Genomic DNA, 22,550 nt, shown 5'->3' with positions numbered 1-22,550 from the left:
GAAATTTTCATATTTTGCTTATTGTTATAATATACATAGTCCTTCTTAATGTCAAAGTAAGTTAAGATCTATTTAGTATTAATTTTCTCTATAAAAATAGGTAAAAGGTGTATTTACTACGCACTTTCCACTGCATACATTTTTAGATATAAGCATATTATTGATGCAAAGGTTCCAATACCAGTAATCTTTGCAAAATGTCTACACTGCTACCTAGATAACAATTGCAAAATATTTGAAGTTATATCTTTACTAAATTGATACTTTTCTTTTGACATAACAGGGTTAATTGCCGCTAAAGGTATTTCCCTTTCATAAAGGGAGCCGTGAGTTCGTATGTCTTTAGCATTTAAATAAATACCTTCAATTTCAGCAAATGCATAATCTTCAGAGGCAAAAATGACGTAGTCTCCTATACTATTTATTGGCAAATGATAAAGTTCAGCAGCTTCTTTTTTGTTCAAAATTTTGTCAACTGATATTTGAGCAGATACAAATTGAAGATACTTTTCCATATCATCTGCATTTTTCAAATATACATAAAGTGTTCCACCTTCCTGATACGCGTGGTTTTCAATATATCTATCTTTCATTGGAGGTACGCAAACAACATGAAAACCTGCTTGTTCTGATAAATTTTGAAAATTTACAAGAGTAGTTTTTTTATTCATTCCATGATCAGCAGTAATATAAATCTGGCGTGTCGGGTCTAATTCGTATATTCTTTTGATGCAGTTATCAATATCGTTTATTTGCTTTTTAGCCTGTTCAGAGTTTGGGCCATAATGATGCATAATATAGTCGTTAGTAGTGCAGTACACTATCTCAGGAGATTCTTTTTGTATGCATGTATAGGCTGCATCTAAAATCCATTTACTACTTTCTACACTTTGTATTTTTGGCGGCATAGAAATGCCTAGCTGCTCTAAAAGGTTGAGGTCAGGCTTTTCAGCACTTATACCTAAATCAACATCTTCTCCATATACTTCAAGAACTTTTCCTTTTACCGTCAATAAGGCAGTTTTACCACCAATTCTTTTAAAGTGCTGTAATATTGTAGTAGATTTCATAAAGCCTTTCTCTTGTATAAATCCAGACTTTCCTGTTATGTGATTATAAAAGAAATTTCCTACCATTTGTGTCTCATTTGGCCAAAGTCCTGACAGAATAGAAGCATGATTAACGTTGGTTACCGTAGGAACTGAACCATAAATATTTTTTATGAATCCTTTTTGCTCACACAAACCGTAAATATTTGGTGCATTTTCCAAAGTAAAATATTCTGGAGAGCACCCATCAATGACAACAATCATTATTTTTTGCATAATTTACATCTCCTTTAATCAAGACACTTATTTGTCTTTAGGTTATCACCTCTATAATACTTTGTAAAATATGAATAATATTATATAATGATTAGTAAATACTTAACTATATGAAATGAGGGACTTTAATTGACAATTCGTGATTTAGAAATATTTGTAGAAGTTTGTACTCAAATGAGCATGAGTAAAGCAGCTCAAAATTTATATATATCGCCATCATCCATCAGTCAGTCAATATCAGCGCTGGAGAATGAATACAATACAAAGTTATTTGAGCGATTATCTAAAAAACTATATTTGACTTCTAATGGAAAGGAATTACTTTTCCATGCAAAACAATTATTATATGATTTAGAGCAAATGAACTTAAAAATGAGGAATCTTTCCTATCAAGGACTAGTACGAATTGGGGTTTGTACCACAATTGCTCATAAATTGATTTACCCAATATTAGAGAAATTCCAGAACCTTTATCCTTCTGTTAATATTCAAGTTGAAATTGGAAATAGCTCCTACATAGAACAAAAGATATTATCATATGATTTGGATATAGCCATTATTCAAATGGAATCTCCTTGCAGCGAGTTAACATATATTGATTTTTTAGATGATAAACTAATGCTTGTTTGCTACCCAGAAAATCCCCTTGCTGAACAAACAATTAGAATTAAGCAATTACGTTCAGAACCAATAATATCCCGTGAACCTGGAAGTAGAACTCAAAAAATGCTTCAAGATATTTTTGATGAATCGCATATTATTCCTAATGTTACATGGATTTGCAAGAGTATTGATTCTATAAAAGAAGCTGTAATTCATAATAAAGGAATAGCACTTTTGTCTCAATACTTAATACAAGATGAATTGAAAACCGGAAAAATCGCAAAAATAAATTTAGAAGAGTGTAACTTTACAAGGAAGTTCTATGTTTCTTACCATAAAAACAAGAACCTAACAGAATATATAGATAACTTTATAACGTTGTGTAGTGAAATAAAAGAGGAGAATCCCCAAAAGGTGCGATAGCACTCTGGCTATATTAGCTATATGTTGAATTGTACATTTATACAGAAAACCATTCAATACATCTAAAATAGAAATAATATCAGCTAAGTCAAGTTCAACATCTTTTAATGTAACTTTTGCTGTAGGTGGGGAATATAAAGATGAAAATATATTTAGTCCGAAAAACATGAAGTTAATAGATGAAAACGGAAAAGAGTATCAATCAAGTGGTTATAGTATGGAATTAAAGGATAATAAGACAATAATAGCTACAAACTTTTCTTTAAGTTCTTATGATAATGTTAATAAGTTAAAATTAATAATATCATCAATAGGAGAGGTAGAACTTGAAAAGTAACTAAAGAGATGATAACTCATTAAGGATTTTTTGATATTCCTTAAAATAATAGATAGAACATACAAAGGAATGAATACAATATTAGAATTAAAGAGTTATCGCTTACTACTGATACGGTGAACCGTACAATAAGTGAATGAGATTTGGATAATAAGGAAGAAGGAGGAACAACCCATCAGAGGGAATCCTTCTTCTTTTTGTGATAAGTATCTTTGTGTAAAACAGATAATAATGAAAATTTTGATAATTGGTTAAATATAGCAGAAATTTATGGATAATTACTCCAATGTTGTGCAAATGGATAAAAATTAATAATTAGCATTTATATCTGATAAAAAGATTGAGCACTAAAAGTCATTTACTCAACAATTAATAAAAATGTACGACAAGTGATAAAAGCGGAAACCTTAAAAAGTCTTTTTTAATGTATCAAATTGCTTAAAAAATTCCATTATTTCCTGGAGCGATTTTTGCTGTCCACCTAGAAACCATTTTCGCCAAACAGCATAAACGCCTGCTGACATGAAAGTTGTCCAGTATTCACCACTATCAGGAGCATAAAATTTGTTTATTTCTTCTATGAAAATCTGTTGAATAATTGGTTCATATCCACGATCAACAGATGAGAGTAAATCATCACTAAAGGTGTTGAAAAACTTTAATTGGATATCAAATTTATCAGAGAAAGATGGATTCTGATGAATCGTATAAAATACAGCAGCAATCTTTGGCTGATAATATTCATACAAAATCTGCTCGAGATCGTTAAAGTTTCGGTAAAAAGCCATTCGGCTTACCCCTGCCCGTTTACAAACTTGTGAAACTGTCAATTCTGACAACTTCTCTGTTGCAAGCAATTGCAGAATAGCTGTCGTTATAAAATCCTTTGTATCTTTTTTGATGGCTTGAGAGTGATTTGTTGCTGCCATTACAATACCTCCCTTATTGTCACATATGATCGTTTTTGTGTTGATTTCATCTTGATAATAGTATATTCTAATTGCACAGAGGTTACAAGTGAAACCTTAGTGAGGAGGAATTCATTATGGAAAAGGAATTAGTTTTAGTAACAGGCGGAAGCGGCTTTATTGCCGTACACATAATATTAAAGCTTCTGAAACGGGGGTATCGAGTTCGTACAACACTTCGCACATTGTCACGTCAGGATGAGGTTAAGTTAATGCTTGCACAAGGTGGAGCAGTTGATTTTGAAAATTTGGAGTTTATACAGACAGATTTGACAAGTGATATAAACTGGATGAAGGCTGCAACTGATGCGACTTACGTTATTCATGTTGCATCACCAACACCAGCCACACGTCCTGATGATGATGATGAAATGGTGAAAATGGCAGTTGATGGTACATTGCGAGTGATGAAGGCAGCGAAAGCGGTAGGTGTTAAACGTGTAGTCCTAACTTCTGCTTCAGGAGCAGTGCTTGCAGGCCATAAATCTCATCCAGAGATTTTCACAGAGGAAGATTGGACTGACTTGTCAGGCAATATTGATGCATACCAACGTTCAAAAACTATGGCAGAGCTTGCGGCTTGGGAGTTTGCAAAGAAAGAGAATATGGAACTCTCTGCGGTTAATCCTGTGGCGGTCATGGGACCTGTACTTGGACAGGATTTTTCTCACTCCAATCAGATTATTCGTGCGATGCTCAGGGGGGATATGCCATTCCTCTTAAATATCGGATTTGATTACGTTGATGTGAGAGACGTTGCAGAATTACATTTGCTTGCGATGACATGTCCAGAGGCTGCTGGAGAGCGATTTATTGCTACTACGGGTGAAAATCTGACATATAAAGAAGAAGCGAAAATTTTGCAGAGATACTTAGGAAGTACAGCAAAAAAAGTATCGACTAAGGCGCTGCCGGATTTTATGATTAAATTTATGGCGATTTTTAAAAAGGATTTGCGCATGCCAGCAACGTTTTTAGGACAAAACACAGCTTGCAGCAATGCAAAAGCTAAAAAGTTACTTGGTTGGCAGCCAAGATCAGCAGAAGAGGCAATCGTGGCAACTGCAAAAAGTATGATTGAACTTGGATTAATTGATAAATAGACATTAAAATTATATTAAGTTTCTCTAAATATCAGGCAATTATTAAGTTTTTGAGTTGTCTTCCCTTAATCAAAAATCAATATAATGTAATTAAATTTAATTTATGGTATTATATAGTATATATGAAAATATCGGGGGAATAAAATTGAAAAATATTATTATCATCGCCAAAGTAATAGTAGGGGCTAGACCTAATCCTTTTGGAATGGATAGAGGATTAAATATTTTTAAAAAATCTCTTTCGGAAACTCTGAAGGAAAAGTTAAATCAAAAATTGAAAGAAAAAAATATGGATTATGCAGTTCATGTTGATTCTACATATGATAGCCTAAAAAATTTAATTCAGGATGAAGATACATTACTCTTAATATCTCCATATATAAAAGACAAGGTTGATATAGGTGGTATAAGTAAAAATAATTATTATATATTAACGGAAAAAGAGTTTAATGATGGATATGTAGAAGATATTATTACCTACCTAGAAAATAAAAAACGTGAATGGTAAATTAGATCGACTATTAATAATGATAGGCTCTATTTAGGGGAAGTATCTAAAGGATTTAAATAATATAGTAGAAGAAAAATATAAAATTTGTAAGAATCAAAAAATCGATGCGTAGTTGAAGTGTCACCTAAGTGATGAAATGAACCCACCAGAAAAGTCATATATTCTGGTGGGTAAAATTTTATATTGAAATAGTTATTTAATATTAAAATCTTTTCTCACCAATTCAATAAATAAAGACATTGCAGGGCTAATCCACTTATTCTTGTGATAAGCATATATTGCTGTGATTTTAGCATCTAAATCGCCTACTTTGAGTTCTTTCAATTTGCCATTATTAAGCTCCTCTTCTACTGTAAAACGAGGCAAAAACGAAATTCCAAGATTACTTGCAACACATTTCTTTATTGCTTCAATGCTGCCAAGTTCGATTGTGTTGTCTAATGATATATTTTTATCAAAAAAATAACTTTCAAGTATTATTCTATAGATGGATTCAACTTCATTAATGATAAGGCTTGTATTTATTTTTTGGTTAGGAGTATTGAAATCTAATTTTTCGTGTTCAAATTGAGGTGAACATACTAAAGCTACACCAAAATCAGAAAGTCTAACAGCATTTAAGATTTCATTTTTATTTCCAACATTATACATTAAACCGAGATCTGCTTCACCACTAGCTAACATATTTTTTATGTCATAGCAATTGAGCGAAACCATAGAAAGTTTTACATTAGGAGCTTTTTCTTTAAACATAGCTAATACATTTTGTAATTTATAAGACATTAAAGATTCTGCAACAGCAATTTTTAATTCGCCTGTAATGTTATCACCATATTTACCAATGCTTTCAATCTTTTTAACTGTATTAAGTAATTCATCGGCGTATGGTATTAATTCTTTTCCTAAAGTAGTTAATACCATATTACGTCCAATTTTTTCGAATAACTTGATTGATAGTTCCTGCTCTAGCTGCTGAATTTGTGAGGTAACAGTAGATTGAGTATATCCTAATTTCATCGCTGCATTTGAAAAATTACCTTCTTCTATAATGCTTTTAAAGGTTCTAAAATGTCTGATATCCATTAATCTCACTCCAATCTTTATATTAATTTAATGATATATTGAAAAAATCGAATTGTCAATTCGAATATATCAATTTTACAAATATATAACCATCTGATAATATAAAGTCATAGAGCAGCTGCAAATTAAATTATTAAGTTTTATGAACATTGTTAAATCATTAATAAGAATGAATTTTTATATCAAAATTTGTTAAAAAAATAACAAGTAAACTTTTCATTATAGGAGGAATAAGAAATGAAAGATGTAGTAATAGTAAGTGCAGTAAGAACTGCAATAGGAGCTTATGGAAAGACTTTAAAAGATGTACCAGCAGTTGAATTAGGTTCAATAGTAATAAAAGAAGCTGTTAAAAGAGCAAATATCAAACCAGAGGAAATTAATGAAGTTATCTTTGGAAATGTGCTTCAAGCAGGCCTTGGACAAAACCCAGCAAGGCAAGCAGCTGTGAAAGCTGGACTACCTGCAGAAATACCTGCATTTACAATTAATAAGGTCTGCGGCTCAGGATTAAGAGCTATAAGTTTAGCGGCTCAAATCATAAAAGCTGGTGACGCTGATGCTATCGTAGTTGGTGGCATGGAAAACATGTCTAGTGCACCATTTTTACTTGATAATGCAAGGTGGGGCCAAAGAATGGGACATGGAGAATTCATTGATGAAATGATAAAAGATGGTTTATGGGATGCATTCAATGATTATCATATGGGAGTAACTGCAGAAAACGTGGCTGAGAAATGGAATGTAACAAGAGAAGAACAAGATGAATTTTCACTTTTATCACAACAAAAAGCTGAAAAAGCCATTAAGAGTGGAGAATTTAAAGATGAAATAGTTCCTGTAGTAATTAAAACTAAAAAAGGTGAAATAATATTTTACCAAGATGAATTCCCTAGGTTCGGTAATACTATAGAAGCATTAAAAAAGCTTAAACCTATTTTTAAGGAAAATGGTACAGTTACAGCAGGAAATGCATCTGGATTAAATGATGGAGCAGCAGCATTAGTAATTATGAGTACAGATAAAGCTAAAGCTCTAGGAATAAAACCACTTGCTAAAATCACTTCTTATGGATCAGCAGGATTAGACCCAGCAATAATGGGATATGGTGCATTTTATGCAACAAAAGCTGCTTTAGATAAAATCAATTTAAAAGCTGAGGATTTAGATTTAATCGAAGCAAATGAAGCTTATGCATCACAAAGTATAGCAATAGCTAGAGATTTAAATTTAGACATGAATAAAGTTAATGTTAATGGGGGAGCCATAGCTCTTGGACATCCTATTGGTGCATCTGGAGCACGTATTTTAGTAACTTTGCTACATGCTATGGAAAAAAGAGATGCAAAAAAAGGACTTGCAACATTGTGCATTGGTGGAGGTCAAGGGACTGCCTTAATAGTTGAAAGAGAATAATTATAATCATTAATTAGGTTATGTGAAATAAATAACAAACAAGCATGCTATATATGTTGCAATAATAAACTTACATTTATTATTCTAGTAAACAAAGAGCTCAATAAAGAGTTAAATATAGAAATTCAATTGCAACATATATAATTTATTATTCTTTTATCTAACCTAAGAAAGGGTGTAGAGAAAATGACTTTATTAGCAGATAAAATAAAAAGTGCAGCATTAAATTTAGGATATGAAAAGTGTGGAATCATTAAAATATCTGATATAGATGGCTATAAAGAAAGACTTGATGAACGGGTTGAACGTGTTCCAGAGTCTAAAGGTTTTTATCAGGGTCAATATCGTTTTACACAATTGAAGGATACTTATCCTTGGGCAAAATCAATTGTAATATGTGTGAGAAGGTATGGCAAATATCATATTCAAGAACATTTAAAAGGCATGATTGCAAAATACTATTTGGTTGATGCAAGAAAAGATAAGAATTCTAAAGATTTTCAAGATAGTTTAAAATTCGAAAAATATATGCAAGATTTAGGGCTTAGAGCGGAAACTGAAAGAGGGTTTGGTCTTGTACCATTACGTTTTGCAGCTATGAAAGCTGGACTTGGAATAGTTCGAAAGAATAATTTCTTTTATACTGAAAGTGGCTCATCAGTGTATTTGGAGGCATGGCTTATTGATAAGGAATTAGAAGCTATAGAAACACCAAATGTAAGACCTTGTTCTGATAAGTGTAATCTATGCATGAAAGCTTGCCCTTCAGCCTCTTTATCAAAACCATACACAATGAATCCTATAGCATGTGTATCTTGTGTAACTACATTTATGGGAAGAGATATGACTAGCGAAAAATATAGAGAACAAATAGGAAATTGGGTTTATGGTTGTGATGCCTGCCAAGATGCATGTCCTATGAATAAAAATCGTTGGCAGGAAACAGAAGAATTTCCTAATTTGCAGGAGTTAAGCGAACAGATATCTCTAGAAAAAATAATTAGAATGGATTATAAATTTTTAGAAGAAGTTATGCAGCCTAAGTTTTGGTATATAGATAAATCAAGTGTTTGGAAATGGAAAGTTAATGCTATTAATGTAATGGTAAATGACTATAAAGAGCAATATAGAGAACATATAATGTATGCTTGTAATGATAGTAATTCAAAGGTACGAGAAATGGCAGAGTGGGCGATTGAAAAATTGAACTTAAAATAAGCAATTTTTTAAAATCAAAAAAGTAGTTTAATTATGGTTACTTACTTTGTGAGGATTTAGCGAGTGCATATAGATTTAGTTATTTTATAAATGATAATTTAATAATATATTTAAGTAATGGAGGAGAACCAAGTCCGGATTATGGATGTGGTTCTCCTTCTTATTATTTTGTTTATAGAAGAAAGTTTATGATAAATGTTGTGAATATAAAGAGTTATGTATATGTTGCAAAACTAATTCTTCATCATAATTATAAAAATATTACAAGAATTTTAGCCGTAATTGTAAAATGTGCATCGTGAATTGCAGTATATATAAATTTTACTAAATTGTAGTTGAGAAAAGCCATGAATGTAGTGAGATTCTTATATGATAGTTCAATAAAGTGCAATAAAGTATAACAAAGTATAATAAAATACTTGACGTAAGTAAAAAGAGTTATTATAATTTGACCATAGATTAATTTTGAAAGGGTAGATTTTTTATGGAGAATCAATTTTATACAATAGATAAAGTAGCAGAAATATTAGGTATGCATCACAAAACTATTAGAAAGTTTATAACAGAAGGAAAACTTGCTGCAAGTAAAGTGGGAAAGCAATGGAGAATTTCTGGTCATGATTTAAGTCTTTTTATGGAAAAGAATAATGTTAATATAAATAATAAAAAAACTAGTGATGAATCAAGTATTGATTTTCTTACTAATGGAGACGTTAAAGAAACTGAAAAACAAAAAATAAATGTATCTACTGTTGTTGATATAAATGATGTGGATAAAGAACAATACTTTAGAATATCCAATACTCTTATAGCAGTAATGAATTGTAAAGACCCTAAAATGGGAAAATCAACAATTAATATGAAATATGATGAAAAAGAAAACAGGTTAAGGGTTTTATTATGGGGGAATGTGAGCTTCATTGAAGAAATGCTAAAATCTATTTCTATGCTTGTGGAACAAACTAATATGTAGAGGAGAGTGAACGTTTTGAATTATAGAGTAGTAAATAAAGAGAATGTTAAGTATATTGAATTTGCTTCTGAAGTATGGAAACTTTCTTCAGAGCAAGATGTGGTGGATTGTATATCTATTTGTATGGAAAAAGACATTTATACAATCATGCTTAATTCAAATGTATTATCTGAAGATTTCTTCAATCTTAAGACTAGACTTGCAGGTATGGCGTTACAAAAATTTATAAACTATCATGTAAAAGTTGCAGTTATTATAGAGGATGAAGAAAAACTTAATGATAGATTTAAAGAAATGATAATGGAATCTAACAAAGGAAACAATTTTAGAACTTTTAAGAATATTGCAGAAGCTGAAAGTTGGATTTCGAAATTATGATACTAAGGAGAAAGTGAATGGAAAAGAATAAAGTTTGAGTGATCAATAAATATTTTATTACATTAAAAATTGGATTAGGTGTAGTTATAGATACATATGATAATGATTAATAGAAGAATGCAAATGTTATAAAAATATTAAATATAAAGATAAGCAAAAAGGCTCAGGGATTTAAACCTAGAGTCTTTTTATTTTAACCCTATACATATCAAAACTGTAAATTAGAATTAAATCAAAACAGTAATGATGAATTTTATTAAAAAATAATAAGAAATCTTAGGACTTGCTACAGAATATTTAAAGAAATATGACTTGCGGGAGCGAATTCGACCATGTATAGAGATATTTTTCCCATAATATAGAGAGTGGTTTTAAATTAACAAAATATTTCATGAAAACCAATGATAATAATAATACGAATTTTGATGAAAATATGTTACAATAATATTATTAGGTCAAAAATTGTATAAAATATGAATTTAAGATCGATATGAAAGAGGATTAATCATCTTAAATTTAAGTATTAATTTTAGTAAAGGGGTATATTATGAGAAGTATAAAAACAAAATTAACGGTATTCTTTGGGCTGATAATAGGAATTGCATGTATTGGATTAGGCATAGTTTCTGTTATAAGCTCGCTAAATGGATTAAAGTCAAATTTAAACAAGACTTTACCTAGAATTGCAGAGCAGACTGCAAGTAATATTCAAGGAAGAATTGAGGGAGAATTAAATTCACTAGAGGCTATTGCTGCAAGACCGGATATAAATAATCCTAATAGCTTATTACAAGACAAATTATCGATTCTTTCAGGTGAAGTTAAGAGGACTGGCTGCAATAGACTAAGTTATATAGATAAAGATGGAAATCTTATAAATACATTGGGATTAACAGCCAATGTAAAAGATAGGGAATATTTCAAGAAAGCTATGAGTGGTACAAGGAGCGTATCAGATCCGTTAATAAATAAAACTGATGGAACTCTTCTAGTTATATATGCAGTTCCCATTAAATACAATAATGAGATTGTAGGAGTATTAGCGGAATCACAAGATGGTAATGACTTAAGTGATTTAACAGATCAAGTTAAGTTTGGGCAAACAGGCGCTTCATTTATGATAAATAACAGTGGAGTAGTAATAGCCCATAAAAATAGGGACTTAGTTACTCAAATGTATAATGGAATTGAGGCAGCAGAAAAGGATGCTAATTTACAGGGGTTAGCAAATATTGAAAAGAAAATGATCTCTGGAGAAACAGGGTTGGGTGAATATCAATATGAAGGTGTAGATAAATTTGTAAGTTATGCTCCAGTAAAAGAAACTAATTGGTCTGTAGCAGTTACAATAGCAAGAAATGAAATATTATCAGAATTAAGCACTTTGGAGATTTCAGTTGCATTATCATCTATAGTATTCATATTAATTGGACTTGGTATAATATACATAATTTCAAATAGTATATCTAAGGGAATAAAGTCTACATCAAAGCACTTGGAATTACTAGCAGAAGGTAATCTATGTGAAGAAGTTTCTACTAGGTATTTGAATTCAAAAGATGAAATTGGTGTTATGACTAATGCAATGAAATCAATGCAAGAATCTTTAGGAACAATGATTAAGAAAATAAAAGAAAATTCTTCAAATATTAATTCACAATCAGAAAATTTAGCGTCTATATCAGAAGAGATAGCAAGCGTATCACAAAATGTCTCAGAAGCAATATCTGAAGTTGCGAAAGGGACAAGTAATGAATCTGAAGAGTTAATAAATATAACAGATATTCTTGATGAATTTAGCAATAAGTTATCAAGAATGGTTAAAGAGATACAAGTTGTAGATTCGAATTCTAGAGAAATAAGTTTAATGGCAAATGATAGCAGTAGTGAAATGAAAGGATTAAATCAATCAGTAATAAATGTGAGTAATTCATTTAAAGAGTTTTATAGTAAAGTTATATCACTTGGAAAAGACATAAATGAAATAAATGAGATTACAAGCCTTATAAATAGTATTGCAGAACAAACAGATTTATTGGCACTAAATGCTGCTATTGAAGCGGCTAGGGCAGGAGAAGCAGGAAGAGGATTTTCTGTAGTTGCTGATGAAATAAGAAAGCTTGCTGAACAATCAAAAGAATCATCTGAAAATATTAGTAAATTAATAAGTTTAATATCTAACAATGCTGATATTATAGTTCAGGAATCGACTACTATGGATGATGAAATGAGAAATCAAGGTAAAATTATAGATAATTCAATAGCATCTTTCAAGAAAATAATACAAGCAGTTGATGAAGTAATTCCTAAAATTGAAACAGTTAAAAGTTCTGCTGATAATATAGAAAATGATAAGAATGCCATTTTGAATAGAATAAATGGATTATCTTCAATTTCAGTAGAAGTTTCTGCAGCAGCAGAAGAAATTTCAGCATCATCAGAGGAAGTGAATGCTTCAACAGAAGAAGTGGCTTCTTCTGCACAAATTCTTAGTGATATGACTAATGAAATGATAGAGGAAGCAAATAAATTTAAAGTTTAGAATAAAGAATTCTAATAAGATATAATAGAATCTAAATTTGAGAAATCTATTTCTAAAGTTTTAAACACTTTGTTCATGGAATGAATCATTAAGCTGTTCTTGAGTCTCTTAAAGTGATAGACACAAGAAGTTATGTGTTTAATAATAATTTAATATTCTTCATAAAATAAAGCACCACTATAAATTTAATATCTATAGTGATGCTTTATCTGTTTTAATAATTGTCATGTCCCTAAGTTTAGACTATAATTTTAATATAGTTACTTAGATAATTGGATCTCATCTCCAACAGTAAATGCATTAATCAAACTTATAGTTGGGTCGTAGTTTATTTGAGTATTTACGTCCTTTTTTACATTACTAAATTCAACAATATAACCTAAAGAATCATTAGAGTCTTTATAGAAAGTAGTGCGTTCGTTACCGTCGTAATAATCACGATCATAATAATCTTTTTTACTATTCTCATCTTTATAATCCATAAACAAACTGCTTGCCATTAATAAACTTTCTTTTTCATTTACTCCTTTTAGATAAACTTTTACGCTATTATCGTCTCTTTGAATATTATAGATTTCGCCTTTACTTCCATCAGAAAAATCAAAGGTCTTTGCATAACTTACATTATTGATAGTTTGCATGTTTTTATCATTATGTTCTTCTGTATATAAGTTTTTTTCATCCTTTAAGTTAATAGTCAAACTTACAGGGATTAAGCTTATAGCTGTCTGATCTTTGATCTTTTCATAAGTTGCTCCTTCTGCTTCATAAGTAGTTACTATTGACATGTTATCTTTATCACTGTCAGATGAGTAGCTATCAGAATTTCTCAACGAATACATTTTATCTCCAGCTTTTAAGATAAAGGAATGTTCGGTTAATACATCATTATTTCCCGTTAAAGAAGTTTCTTCCGGTTCAGTGAAAGAAAGATGAGTCCCCAAAATATCGGATTCTAACTTATTAAATGTAGAATCAAATTGAGGAATTTTAATTGAATAATCCTTTTCCATTGAATTTTTTAGTGAGTCTGAAAAATCAACGTTTGCATCTAATCCAACATTAACCTTGTATTTTTGCATTACTACATCAATTCTTAAAGGACCCTTTTCGGGTAATACAGATTTATTTAATTTCTCTTCAATGGTTATAACTAATGTTTTGTCATCTGTACGTTTAAATGACGTACCTCCACCATTAAATTTATTGTCGCCATAATTTAATAAAACTCGTGCTGTTTCTCTGTCATCTTTATCAAAAGGCGTTGGGGTTTGTATTGTGATTGTAGCTTTGAGGTCATTTTTTGTTCCAGCCACACTGTTTAGAGTTATCTTGACTCCATTCTGCTCAACAGAATTGTTATTTCCAATTAATCCAGAGTTAACTGCATAGGCTGATTGAGCTTGTACATTATCAACAGCAAAAGCAGGCATTTGAATAAGTCCAACAATTAAAGCAGCTCCCAGCATTGAACTTAATAACCTATTTGTTTTTTTGTTTATCATAAAATCTCCTCACTTTAATAATTTTTTATATTGATACAATTTTTCATAAATTTAATATGGGGTTCATTAATTTGATAGTTTTATTTCATCACTCATTTTGTACGTACTAATTTCTTTTATCATAGGACTGATATTTAAAGCAGCAGCTTTATCTTTATCAACATTATCAAATTCTACAATGTAGCCAAGGGAATCTTTTGGATCCTTATAAAAGCTTATAAACCTATTGTAATTATAAATAGTAGTATCATTTTGTCCTTTAACATGATTGTAGTTCAAAGAAATATTGCTTGCTATAATTAAACTTTCTAACTCAGACTGGCCTTTGCAATATACCTTTACACTATTATCATTTCTTTCAACATTATATATTGTACCTTTCAATCCTTTAGAAGAGCTGAATTCTTTTTCATAAGTTAAGTTGTTTACAGAGTCTGTAGTAGTGTTTTTATTACTACTATTGGATATGATGCCATGGTGATCCATTGACACTTTATAAAGTATTGGAATTACACTTATATCCTTTCCGTTTTTAACAGTATCATAAGCTGGCAATTTAGATACATAATGCCCAATAATTGTTCCGTCGTCACCAATGCTACTGCCTCTAGAATCTAATTTATAAAAATTGTTATCAACTTTTACTAATATTTGTGAATGCCAAAAATCATTATTGTCATCAATATTATCCTCAGAGTGTTTAGGACGAGTATAACTTATGGTTGTCCCCATGGAATCTGAGTCTAATTGTTTTAAAGTATAATTAATTTCAGGTATTGTTCCTGAAATATTTTTAGTAAATACTTTATTAATAGAATTAGTGAAATCTACAGGTACATCCATGCCAATATTAACTTTATAGTTTGAAAGGACCACATCAACTCTTAAGTTTCCACTTTCAGGATATTCACCTTCATAATTAGTTTTTTCTAAGGTTAAAAACATAGTTTTATCATCTGCATATTGTCTAGAAGAGGTAGAGTTAAATCCGTAATCTTTGTCCCCATATGATACTTCAAAAAGCGAATTATTATGTTCAATTGCTTTAGGATCAGTGATTCCTTCAATTTTAAGAGTTACTTTTAAATTATGTTTTGTAGCTAGTGCACTATTAACAGTCACCTTAATCCCATTTTCTTCCGAACTTTTATTTATAGCTATAGAATAATCTTTAATTGTTGTAGCTGTATTATCAGTATAAGTAGCACTGGCACTAGTGGTTGAAGTAGTAGCAGGTGCCGTTGCTGCTATAGTATCATCAGCAAAAGCTGGAGTATAAGTTATACCGGAAGCTAACATAAATGTCATGATCCCAAATATAGGACCGAGGGTTTTGATCAATTTTTTATTTATCATAAATATCTATCTCCTTTACTATAGTTTGTATGTAAAACTTTGTAAGTAATTTTGTCCTCAATGGTATTGTATACCATTTCTTCAAATTTTTCATCTTAAATTTACCATAATTTCTACAGTGGCAACTAGAAAATAATAGATCAATATGCTACTCTATTTATTATTTATAGCAAGATGTTAATCCTGATAAAATTACGAATATCAATGGTATAAATTGAAGCGATAAAAATTTTTTCTAAAAATGAACCAATTGATAACTTAATGTCTCTAATATATAGATGCATCGATAAGAATCGAAGGGAGAGAGCAGAGTGTCTGAAGAAGAACTTGTCATAAAAATCCAGTCTGGTGATATGAACGCATTAGGTGAATTATTTGAAATATATAAAAATGAATCATTCAAATACTCATATCTTATTACAGGTAGCAAGTATACAAGTGAAGATATTGTACAAGAAGCATTCATAAGCTGTTATAACAATATAAAAAGTCTTAAGAATCCTGAATTTTTTAAATCATGGTTTTTTAAAATGCTTACGAGAATTGCGTGGAGATATGCGAAAAAGGATAAAAAATCACTGCCAGTTGATAACATTTTTGAAAAGGTAGATGAAAAAAGTATTGATACTTCTATAGAGCAATATTTAAGAAAAGAGCAAAACAATAATCTTTATGCAGAAATTGAAAAACTTGATTTAAAACAAAAAACAGTAATAGTTCTATATTATTTTAATGGTCTTACAGTTAGCGAAATTGCAAAAGTAATGGGGTGCTTTGAAGGAACAGTCAAATCGAGGCTTCATAGTGCAAGAAAAAAATTAAAAAGCAGTTTAATTAAATGTGACGATGAATATAATCATAGAAATTTAAAGAGGGTGGGACTTGATGGATAAAAATTTTGATGAAAATATAGATCAAAAAATTAAAGAGGCCTTAATTCATAAAGCAGATGATGCTTCATTACCTGAAAATATGTTTTTCAAAATTAAAAATGAAATATTAAAAGAAAAAGATAATAAAGGAGTTTTTACTATGAAACATAAATTATTAAAACCAAAGACATTCATAATTGCAGGAATGGTCATTATTGCAACAACTGTAACATGTGTTGCAGCAACTAATCTTTCTGGAATATTTAGTTCATCATCTCGTTTAACTGAGACTAAAACTTTTCCAAGTAAAGATAAAGTAAAAGAGTCTGTTGGCTTTACCCCTAAATATGTTGAATCCTTTAACAATGGATTTAAATTTGATACATTTAATTATGTAAACAATGAAGTTCGTAATGAAAAAGGAGATGCTACTGAAAAATACAAGAGCGCAGATTTTGATTATAAAAAAGATGGTTCTAAAAAAGGACAGATTTTATATATGTCAGCTGAAAAAACAGATGAGAAATCTTTTTATGAAAGCACGCGAAAAAATGCTTCTGAAGTAGAATATAATGGAGTTAAAATCATATATACTAGTAGTCAATACAAATCAGTTCCAGAAGGGTATAAACCAACAGATGAAGAAAAAGACTTACAAGATAAAGGGCTTCTTGAAATTGGATATGGAAGTGAAAAAGATGAAATAAAGGTTAGTCAAGATCAATCAGTTATGTGGTATGAAGATGGAATATCTTATTGCATTATTAATATGGATTATACTGAACTAAGCAAGGATGATATGATTAATATGGCAAAGGAAGTTATAGGATAAAAATAAGATCTGAGGAATTACACGACTGCTTTATTTAGTGAATGTGTAAAGATAGGCTACATTGCGGATATAAATTCCAAAATGTAGCCTGTTTTATTTCAATATATTATTTTGAATTTTCTTTATTATTTTTATAATCATCCCACCAAATAGTTAATTCATAAAGTAATGGCAACAGATTTCTTCCTCTATCAGTTAAAGTGTATTCTACTCTTACAGGCATTTCATTATATTGATTTCTAATAATTAATTCATCATTCTCAAGTTCACGTAATGAATTTGATAGCATTGTATTTGTTATTCCTGATATGTCTCTTTTTAATTGATTAAAACGACACACTTCCTTTCTTAGTAACTGCCCTAATATATTCAGTTTCCATTTGCCTCCGATTACTTCCAATGCATCTTTTATAGGGCATTTTTCATTAAAATTTGATTCTTTTATTATATTTAAATATTTCTCTAATTCTTGTTTGCTTGCCATATCTATTCCTCCCTAGGTAAGAAAAATAATACCTAATCATTAAATTCTGCGTTCTTGTTAATATAAAATTATTTAGGTACAATAATTATACCAAGTACTTTTATTTGAGTAAATATCAAATGAAGGAGAATAAATGTGGTAAGTAGAGAGTTAATCTAACTTAAGGAATATTTGTATTTAAAAGGAGAGATATTAAATGTCAAAAGTAGTTATTTTTAATGCTAGTCCAAGAAAGAACGGATATAATTCAAAATTATTAGAACAAGTGGCAAAAGGTGCTGAGTCTAAAGGTGCTGAAATTATAGAATTTGATTTAAACGATGCTGGGATTCGTGGATGTCAAAGCTGCTTCTATTGTCGTACCCATGATGGTTGTGCTATTAATGATTATCTTAAACCAATGTATGAGGCTATTAATGAAGCAGATGCTATTGTATTTGGATGTCCAATCTACTACTATCAAATTACAGGTCAAGCAAAAGTTTGGTTAGACCGTACATTTCCATTGATTGACCATGATGGAAATACCATTACACCTAGACACCCAGGTAAAAAGGTAGTAACAATATTTACTCAAGCTAATTCAAATCCTGAAGTAGGTGAAGAAGGTATTAAATATGTTACTAATGTCTTCAATACATATGGCTGGAAATTAGAGGATAATATTCACGTTTGTGGAGCTGAGCTTGTTCCAGATTCAAAAGCGTTAGAGGAGTTGTTTTTAAGAGCATTTAAGGATGGGGAAAATCTAGTTGGATAAAATCCTAGAAAAGCTTTATGGATAGTATAGGAAATCAATATAAAATTTATAAAAATTCAGGAATGTAGCTAGATTTGTGTAAAACAAATCCACTACATTCTTTTTTATATTGTTTTATGGTATATAAGGATGTATAAATGAATCTAAGCTAATGTATGAAAATTTGAAAAATGTTAATTTAAAAGTATTTATTGTAAGAATTTATATATAATTGACAATTTTATTTTAGAGGGAAATACTTTTATGACAAATTAATGGTAAAATGAAAATATAATTTAAATCTGAGGTGAAAATATGGAGAATAACAAGATATTAGTTATTGAAGATGATAAAAGTATAAGGGAAATGTTAATTTTTGCTCTTGAAGCAGAGGGATTTATAGTAGAGAGCGGGAAGAATGGAACAGAAGGTTTAAAAAAAAATAGCGAAATTAAACCTAACTTAGTACTTTTAGATTTGATGCTACCAGATATAAATGGATTTGAAGTATGCAAAAAAATTCAACAGGAAAGAGATATACCAGTAATTATGGTTACAGCTAAAAATGATATTGTTGATAAGGTATTAGGATTAGAAATAGGTGCTGATGATTATATTACTAAGCCGTTTCATATAAAAGAGGTAATTGCAAGAGTTAATAAGTCTCTTCAAAGAATAGAGAAAGTAATAAATTTAGAAAAAGAAAAGAATTTAATAGAAATAGGAAAAGATATATACATAGATCAAGATGGACGAACTGTAATAAAGAATGATACAGAAATAGGTTTAAGACCTAAGGAGTATGAGCTTCTATATTTGCTAGCAACTAATAAAGGAAAGGTCTTCTCAAGAGAAGAGCTCCTAGATAAAATATGGAGTTATGACTATTTTGGAGAACTTAGAACTGTAGATGTACATGTTAGAAGACTTAGAGCTAAGATTGAGGACGATAGAAATAAATACATAGAAACAATATTTGGTGTTGGATATAAAATGAGGTAGCTATATGAAAAATAAAAAACTAAGAACTAAAATAACCATAAGAGTAGGTGCTTTATTAGTTTTAGGTGGTGTTACTTTAAATATAGTTGTAAAAAATATTATTGATTATAGTAGTAATAATACCATAAAAAATGATATGGCTATGCAGCAAAGTAATACTACAAATTTTATTAACGAATATTTTATGATTAATAGTAAAAATTTAGATAAGAAAACTTTCATAAGTAATAGTGCCAAAATAGCAATAAGTTTATCTGAAAATAATAATTATACAATAGGTATTTATGACGATAAGGGGCAGCTTCAATATCAAAATGTAAAAGGTGAAGTTAACAAAAAGATTATTGAGCATATTGATAAGGCGAAGGAAAATAAGGCATATATATTTTTTAGTGAGGAAAATAATGATTATAAAGGATATTTTGCATATCCGTTTTATTCAAACGATGAATTCATTGGAATTGTTGAAATTATTAGAGACTATAAAGAGATAATAACAAATAATAGAAACATATATTTACTCTTTACATTAGTAGAGAGCTTTTTCTTTCTTATAATTTTAATGTTAACTTATCTTATAATGGGAAAATCAACAAGACCTATAGAAAATCTATTAAAAGGGGTTAGGGAAATATGCAATGGTAATTATGGATATGAAGTATTAGAACATGAAAATAAAGATGAAATTAGTGATTTAGCTTATGAATACAACAAAATGAGAAAAAAGATTAAAAAGCAGATAGAACTAACTCATCATTTAGAAAAAACTAGGAGAGATTTTTTTTGTAACATTACTCATGAATTAAAAACGCCTTTAACATCAATATCAGGGTATGCAGAATTACTTCAAACAAATTTTCATAATGAAAAGTTTAGAAAGCAAGCAGTAAGTTCAATTGAAAAAGAAAGTGCCAAGTTAAATAGCATGATTTCAAGTATATTAGAGGTATCAAGAGGTCAAATTTTAAGTAGAGAAAAAAGTGAATTTAATATAGGGAAAATGTTAAATGAAATTTCAGATGAAATGAAAATCAGAAATAATAATAGTATAAGAGTTAAAATAAATATTGAAGAAGGTATTATTCTTGGCATATATGACGAGATAAAAAGTCTTTTATTAAATTTACTTGAAAATGCTTATAAATATTCAATTGAAAATGGAGATATTGAGATTGCAGGCTATAAAAAGAATAGTTTCTATAACATAGAAATTTCAAATAAAAGCTGTAACCTAAATTCAGATTTTAAAGGAAAAGCCTTTGAACCATTTATAAGGGGTGAAAATTCTACAGACCTGGAGGGGAATGGCTTGGGATTGTATATATGTAAGTTAATTGTAGAGGAGCATAATGGAGACATAACAATGAATATTTCAGATAATACCGTGAAGATTAAAGTAAAGTTAACATGTTTGTAACAACTTACACAAAGTTTGAAACATTTAGTATGTAATATATGTATATGTAAAAAATATTTTAGAATTAACTAATAGATATTTTAGTATGTATTACATAGTAGAGATTTTAATTAAAAGTAAAATATTTAGCTGATATTTGAAAGACCTAAATTTTATTAGGAGGAATTACAGTGAAATATATAACAAAAACAACTCTAATAGGATTAATTACTTTAGCCACAATATTAAGTGCATGCACTAATACAAAAGAAATTAAGCTTTCAGAAAATGTTAAAAATGATATTCTCGTTAAAAGTGAGGATAATAAAATTAGAAGTGAACCAGTATTACAGAAGAGATTAGAGGGGCTTGATAATAAAATAATATTATTTTGGATTGATGATGAGAATATTTTAACAGTTAATAAAGATGCTTACAATATAAAAAACAAAAAAGTGATTTTGTACAAATATAACTTGGAGAGTGGAGAGAATATAGAAATATTAGATGATAGCAATATAACTAGAATATGCGGCTTTGATGATAGTGGAGTAGTCTTGCTTGGAAATGATGAAAAGGCTTTTATATATGATGCTAAGGAAGAAAAACTTGAAGAGGTTTTAGATTTTAGTAAAGAATTTCAAGGCGAAATTCCAGGTATGGAATCTATAAAATATAGGCCGGATTTATTATCTCAAGCTCACTTAAGGTTAATTAATGGAGAGTATATATCGTATATTAGTAAAGTTAATCTAAAGCCAGCAAAAGGGATAGAAGAGATGTCGGGTACAGCAGAGTATACAATATTAAATTATAAAGAAAATAAAAAATATACTACCGAATCAAGTTTCTATGGGATAGGACTTGATTGTAAGTTTGATTTAACAGGTAAAAATATTTATATACAAGAAGAAGAGCAAATCACTAAGTTAAATTTAGAAACAGGAGAAAAATCATCAATGAAATTAAGTGAGCCCAAAATTGAAAAGGTGTTTGAAGATGGGTCATTACTAGTTGAGTGTGTTGAAAAAAATAAAAGTGGTAATCTTAGTGAAAGATGGTACAAGCTAGATTTTGATAATAAAGAGATAACTAAATATGATATAAATTTTGATAATAAGAATTTATCAATTGATGCAGTTGATTTAAAAAATGAGTTTATAGCATTCACGTATCTTGGCGATGGAAAAGAAAGAAATGAAAATATAGCTATGTATGGAAAGTTAGAAGGAAATAAGATAGTTATTAAAGATAAGATATTTAAAAATAATGAAGATGATGGATGTAATGTTTCAAGACAATTTATTTTTAGCCCTGACCATAATAAATTTATTACTGGAGTTGAAATAAATAAATGGAAAGATGATTCATCTAATAGTGAAATAGATACAATAGACTCAGAATATCTTTTTGAATTGAAATAGATTTAAGATCTAATATAATCATTAATTATATTAACATGCAGAATGCCAAAGAGAGAATTT

General features: G+C 29.5%; 21 protein-coding genes. 15 read left to right on the top strand and 6 right to left on the bottom strand.

Annotation, left to right across the window (positions count from 1 at the left end):
* Positions 1 to 209 precede the first annotated feature (209 nt).
* Positions 210 to 1,325 carry an alkaline phosphatase family protein gene (locus T483_RS0103360; RefSeq protein ID WP_026885565.1) on the bottom strand — a complete coding sequence of 372 codons (1,116 nt, stop codon included), beginning with the start codon at positions 1,323 to 1,325 and terminating at the stop codon, positions 210 to 212.
* A gap of 129 nt (positions 1,326 to 1,454) precedes the next feature.
* On the opposite strand from T483_RS0103360, the gene T483_RS0103355 reads away from it, so the two are divergent.
* Both T483_RS0103355 and T483_RS31470 read left to right on the top strand, forming a co-directional pair.
* On the top strand, positions 1,455 to 2,351 hold the full coding sequence (locus T483_RS0103355) for a LysR substrate-binding domain-containing protein (RefSeq protein ID WP_026885564.1): 897 nt from the start codon (positions 1,455 to 1,457) through the stop codon (positions 2,349 to 2,351).
* Positions 2,352 to 2,517: 166 nt separating this feature from the next.
* Positions 2,518 to 2,688 (top strand): hypothetical protein, encoded by a 171-nt coding sequence (locus tag T483_RS31470; RefSeq protein WP_196244840.1) that lies wholly within the window; start codon positions 2,518 to 2,520, stop codon positions 2,686 to 2,688.
* Between the two features lie 407 nt (positions 2,689 to 3,095).
* On the opposite strand, the gene T483_RS0103345 is transcribed toward T483_RS31470, so the two are convergent.
* Positions 3,096 to 3,617 carry a TetR/AcrR family transcriptional regulator gene (locus T483_RS0103345; protein WP_026885562.1) on the bottom strand — a complete coding sequence of 174 codons (522 nt, stop codon included), beginning with the start codon at positions 3,615 to 3,617 and terminating at the stop codon, positions 3,096 to 3,098.
* A gap of 116 nt (positions 3,618 to 3,733) precedes the next feature.
* On the opposite strand from T483_RS0103345, the gene T483_RS0103340 reads away from it, so the two are divergent.
* Together T483_RS0103340 and T483_RS0103335 are read left to right on the top strand one after the other, a co-directional pair.
* Positions 3,734 to 4,759, top strand: a complete 1,026-nt coding sequence (locus tag T483_RS0103340; RefSeq protein ID WP_026885561.1) for an SDR family oxidoreductase — start codon at positions 3,734 to 3,736, stop codon at positions 4,757 to 4,759.
* 145 nt (positions 4,760 to 4,904) lie between these two features.
* A complete protein-coding gene (locus T483_RS0103335) occupies positions 4,905 to 5,267 on the top strand; it encodes a hypothetical protein (RefSeq protein WP_026885560.1) in 363 nt (120 codons plus the stop codon).
* A 195-nt stretch (positions 5,268 to 5,462) separates the two neighbouring features.
* On the opposite strand, the gene T483_RS0103330 is transcribed toward T483_RS0103335, so the two are convergent.
* The gene (locus tag T483_RS0103330; protein WP_026885559.1) at positions 5,463 to 6,353 is read right to left on the bottom strand and encodes a LysR family transcriptional regulator; all 891 of its coding nucleotides are present in this window, start codon (positions 6,351 to 6,353) and stop codon (positions 5,463 to 5,465) included.
* 237 nt (positions 6,354 to 6,590) lie between these two features.
* On the opposite strand from T483_RS0103330, the gene T483_RS0103325 reads away from it, so the two are divergent.
* The 5 genes from T483_RS0103325 (at position 6,591) to T483_RS0103305 (ending at position 12,880) form a co-directional block, all read left to right on the top strand.
* Entirely contained in the window at positions 6,591 to 7,769 is a 1,179-nt protein-coding gene (locus T483_RS0103325; RefSeq protein WP_026885558.1) for an acetyl-CoA C-acetyltransferase, read from the top strand.
* A gap of 186 nt (positions 7,770 to 7,955) precedes the next feature.
* The gene (locus T483_RS0103320) at positions 7,956 to 8,987 is read left to right on the top strand and encodes an epoxyqueuosine reductase (protein ID WP_026885557.1); all 1,032 of its coding nucleotides are present in this window, start codon (positions 7,956 to 7,958) and stop codon (positions 8,985 to 8,987) included.
* Positions 8,988 to 9,471: 484 nt separating this feature from the next.
* Complete coding sequence (locus tag T483_RS0103315) at positions 9,472 to 9,960, top strand: helix-turn-helix domain-containing protein (RefSeq protein ID WP_026885556.1); 489 nt, start codon at positions 9,472 to 9,474, stop codon at positions 9,958 to 9,960.
* A gap of 15 nt (positions 9,961 to 9,975) precedes the next feature.
* Positions 9,976 to 10,338 carry a DUF4180 domain-containing protein gene (locus T483_RS0103310; RefSeq protein ID WP_026885555.1) on the top strand — a complete coding sequence of 121 codons (363 nt, stop codon included), beginning with the start codon at positions 9,976 to 9,978 and terminating at the stop codon, positions 10,336 to 10,338.
* A gap of 547 nt (positions 10,339 to 10,885) precedes the next feature.
* Positions 10,886 to 12,880 carry a methyl-accepting chemotaxis protein gene (locus T483_RS0103305; protein ID WP_026885554.1) on the top strand — a complete coding sequence of 665 codons (1,995 nt, stop codon included), beginning with the start codon at positions 10,886 to 10,888 and terminating at the stop codon, positions 12,878 to 12,880.
* Between the two features lie 260 nt (positions 12,881 to 13,140).
* On the opposite strand, the gene T483_RS0103300 is transcribed toward T483_RS0103305, so the two are convergent.
* Both T483_RS0103300 and T483_RS0103295 read right to left on the bottom strand, forming a co-directional pair.
* Positions 13,141 to 14,385, bottom strand: coding sequence for a hypothetical protein (locus T483_RS0103300; protein ID WP_026885553.1), 1,245 nt, complete (start codon positions 14,383 to 14,385; stop codon positions 13,141 to 13,143).
* A gap of 66 nt (positions 14,386 to 14,451) precedes the next feature.
* Positions 14,452 to 15,741 carry a DUF4179 domain-containing protein gene (locus tag T483_RS0103295; protein WP_026885552.1) on the bottom strand — a complete coding sequence of 430 codons (1,290 nt, stop codon included), beginning with the start codon at positions 15,739 to 15,741 and terminating at the stop codon, positions 14,452 to 14,454.
* A gap of 311 nt (positions 15,742 to 16,052) precedes the next feature.
* Here T483_RS0103295 and T483_RS0103290 point away from each other — a divergent pair, with 311 nt between their 5' ends.
* Positions 16,053 to 16,634, top strand: a complete 582-nt coding sequence (locus T483_RS0103290) for an RNA polymerase sigma factor (protein ID WP_026885551.1) — start codon at positions 16,053 to 16,055, stop codon at positions 16,632 to 16,634.
* Complete coding sequence (locus T483_RS0103285) at positions 16,627 to 17,445, top strand: hypothetical protein (protein ID WP_026885550.1); 819 nt, start codon at positions 16,627 to 16,629, stop codon at positions 17,443 to 17,445. The genes T483_RS0103290 and T483_RS0103285 overlap by 8 nt, the downstream gene beginning before the upstream one ends.
* 106 nt (positions 17,446 to 17,551) lie before the next feature.
* Here the strand turns inward: T483_RS0103285 and T483_RS0103280 are convergent, their stop codons facing one another.
* A complete protein-coding gene (locus T483_RS0103280) occupies positions 17,552 to 17,929 on the bottom strand; it encodes a winged helix-turn-helix transcriptional regulator (protein ID WP_026885549.1) in 378 nt (125 codons plus the stop codon).
* Positions 17,930 to 18,125: 196 nt separating this feature from the next.
* On the opposite strand from T483_RS0103280, the gene T483_RS0103275 reads away from it, so the two are divergent.
* The 4 genes from T483_RS0103275 to T483_RS0103260 all read left to right on the top strand — a co-directional run bounded on the left by T483_RS0103275 (position 18,126) and on the right by T483_RS0103260 (position 22,490).
* Positions 18,126 to 18,689 (top strand): flavodoxin family protein, encoded by a 564-nt coding sequence (locus T483_RS0103275; RefSeq protein WP_026885548.1) that lies wholly within the window; start codon positions 18,126 to 18,128, stop codon positions 18,687 to 18,689.
* 294 nt (positions 18,690 to 18,983) lie between these two features.
* On the top strand, positions 18,984 to 19,670 hold the full coding sequence (locus T483_RS0103270; RefSeq protein WP_026885547.1) for a response regulator transcription factor: 687 nt from the start codon (positions 18,984 to 18,986) through the stop codon (positions 19,668 to 19,670).
* A 4-nt stretch (positions 19,671 to 19,674) separates the two neighbouring features.
* Complete coding sequence (locus T483_RS0103265) at positions 19,675 to 21,087, top strand: HAMP domain-containing sensor histidine kinase (protein WP_026885546.1); 1,413 nt, start codon at positions 19,675 to 19,677, stop codon at positions 21,085 to 21,087.
* A 170-nt stretch (positions 21,088 to 21,257) separates the two neighbouring features.
* Positions 21,258 to 22,490 carry a hypothetical protein gene (locus T483_RS0103260; RefSeq protein WP_026885545.1) on the top strand — a complete coding sequence of 411 codons (1,233 nt, stop codon included), beginning with the start codon at positions 21,258 to 21,260 and terminating at the stop codon, positions 22,488 to 22,490.
* Positions 22,491 to 22,550 lie beyond the last annotated feature (60 nt).

Origin of the sequence: Clostridium beijerinckii HUN142, assembly GCF_000621745.1 — a bacterium.
GTDB classification, from domain to species: domain Bacteria; phylum Bacillota; class Clostridia; order Clostridiales; family Clostridiaceae; genus Clostridium; species Clostridium beijerinckii_A.
Note: the sequence above shows the minus strand (reverse complement) of the source record. Positions and strands in the feature narration are given on the sequence as shown.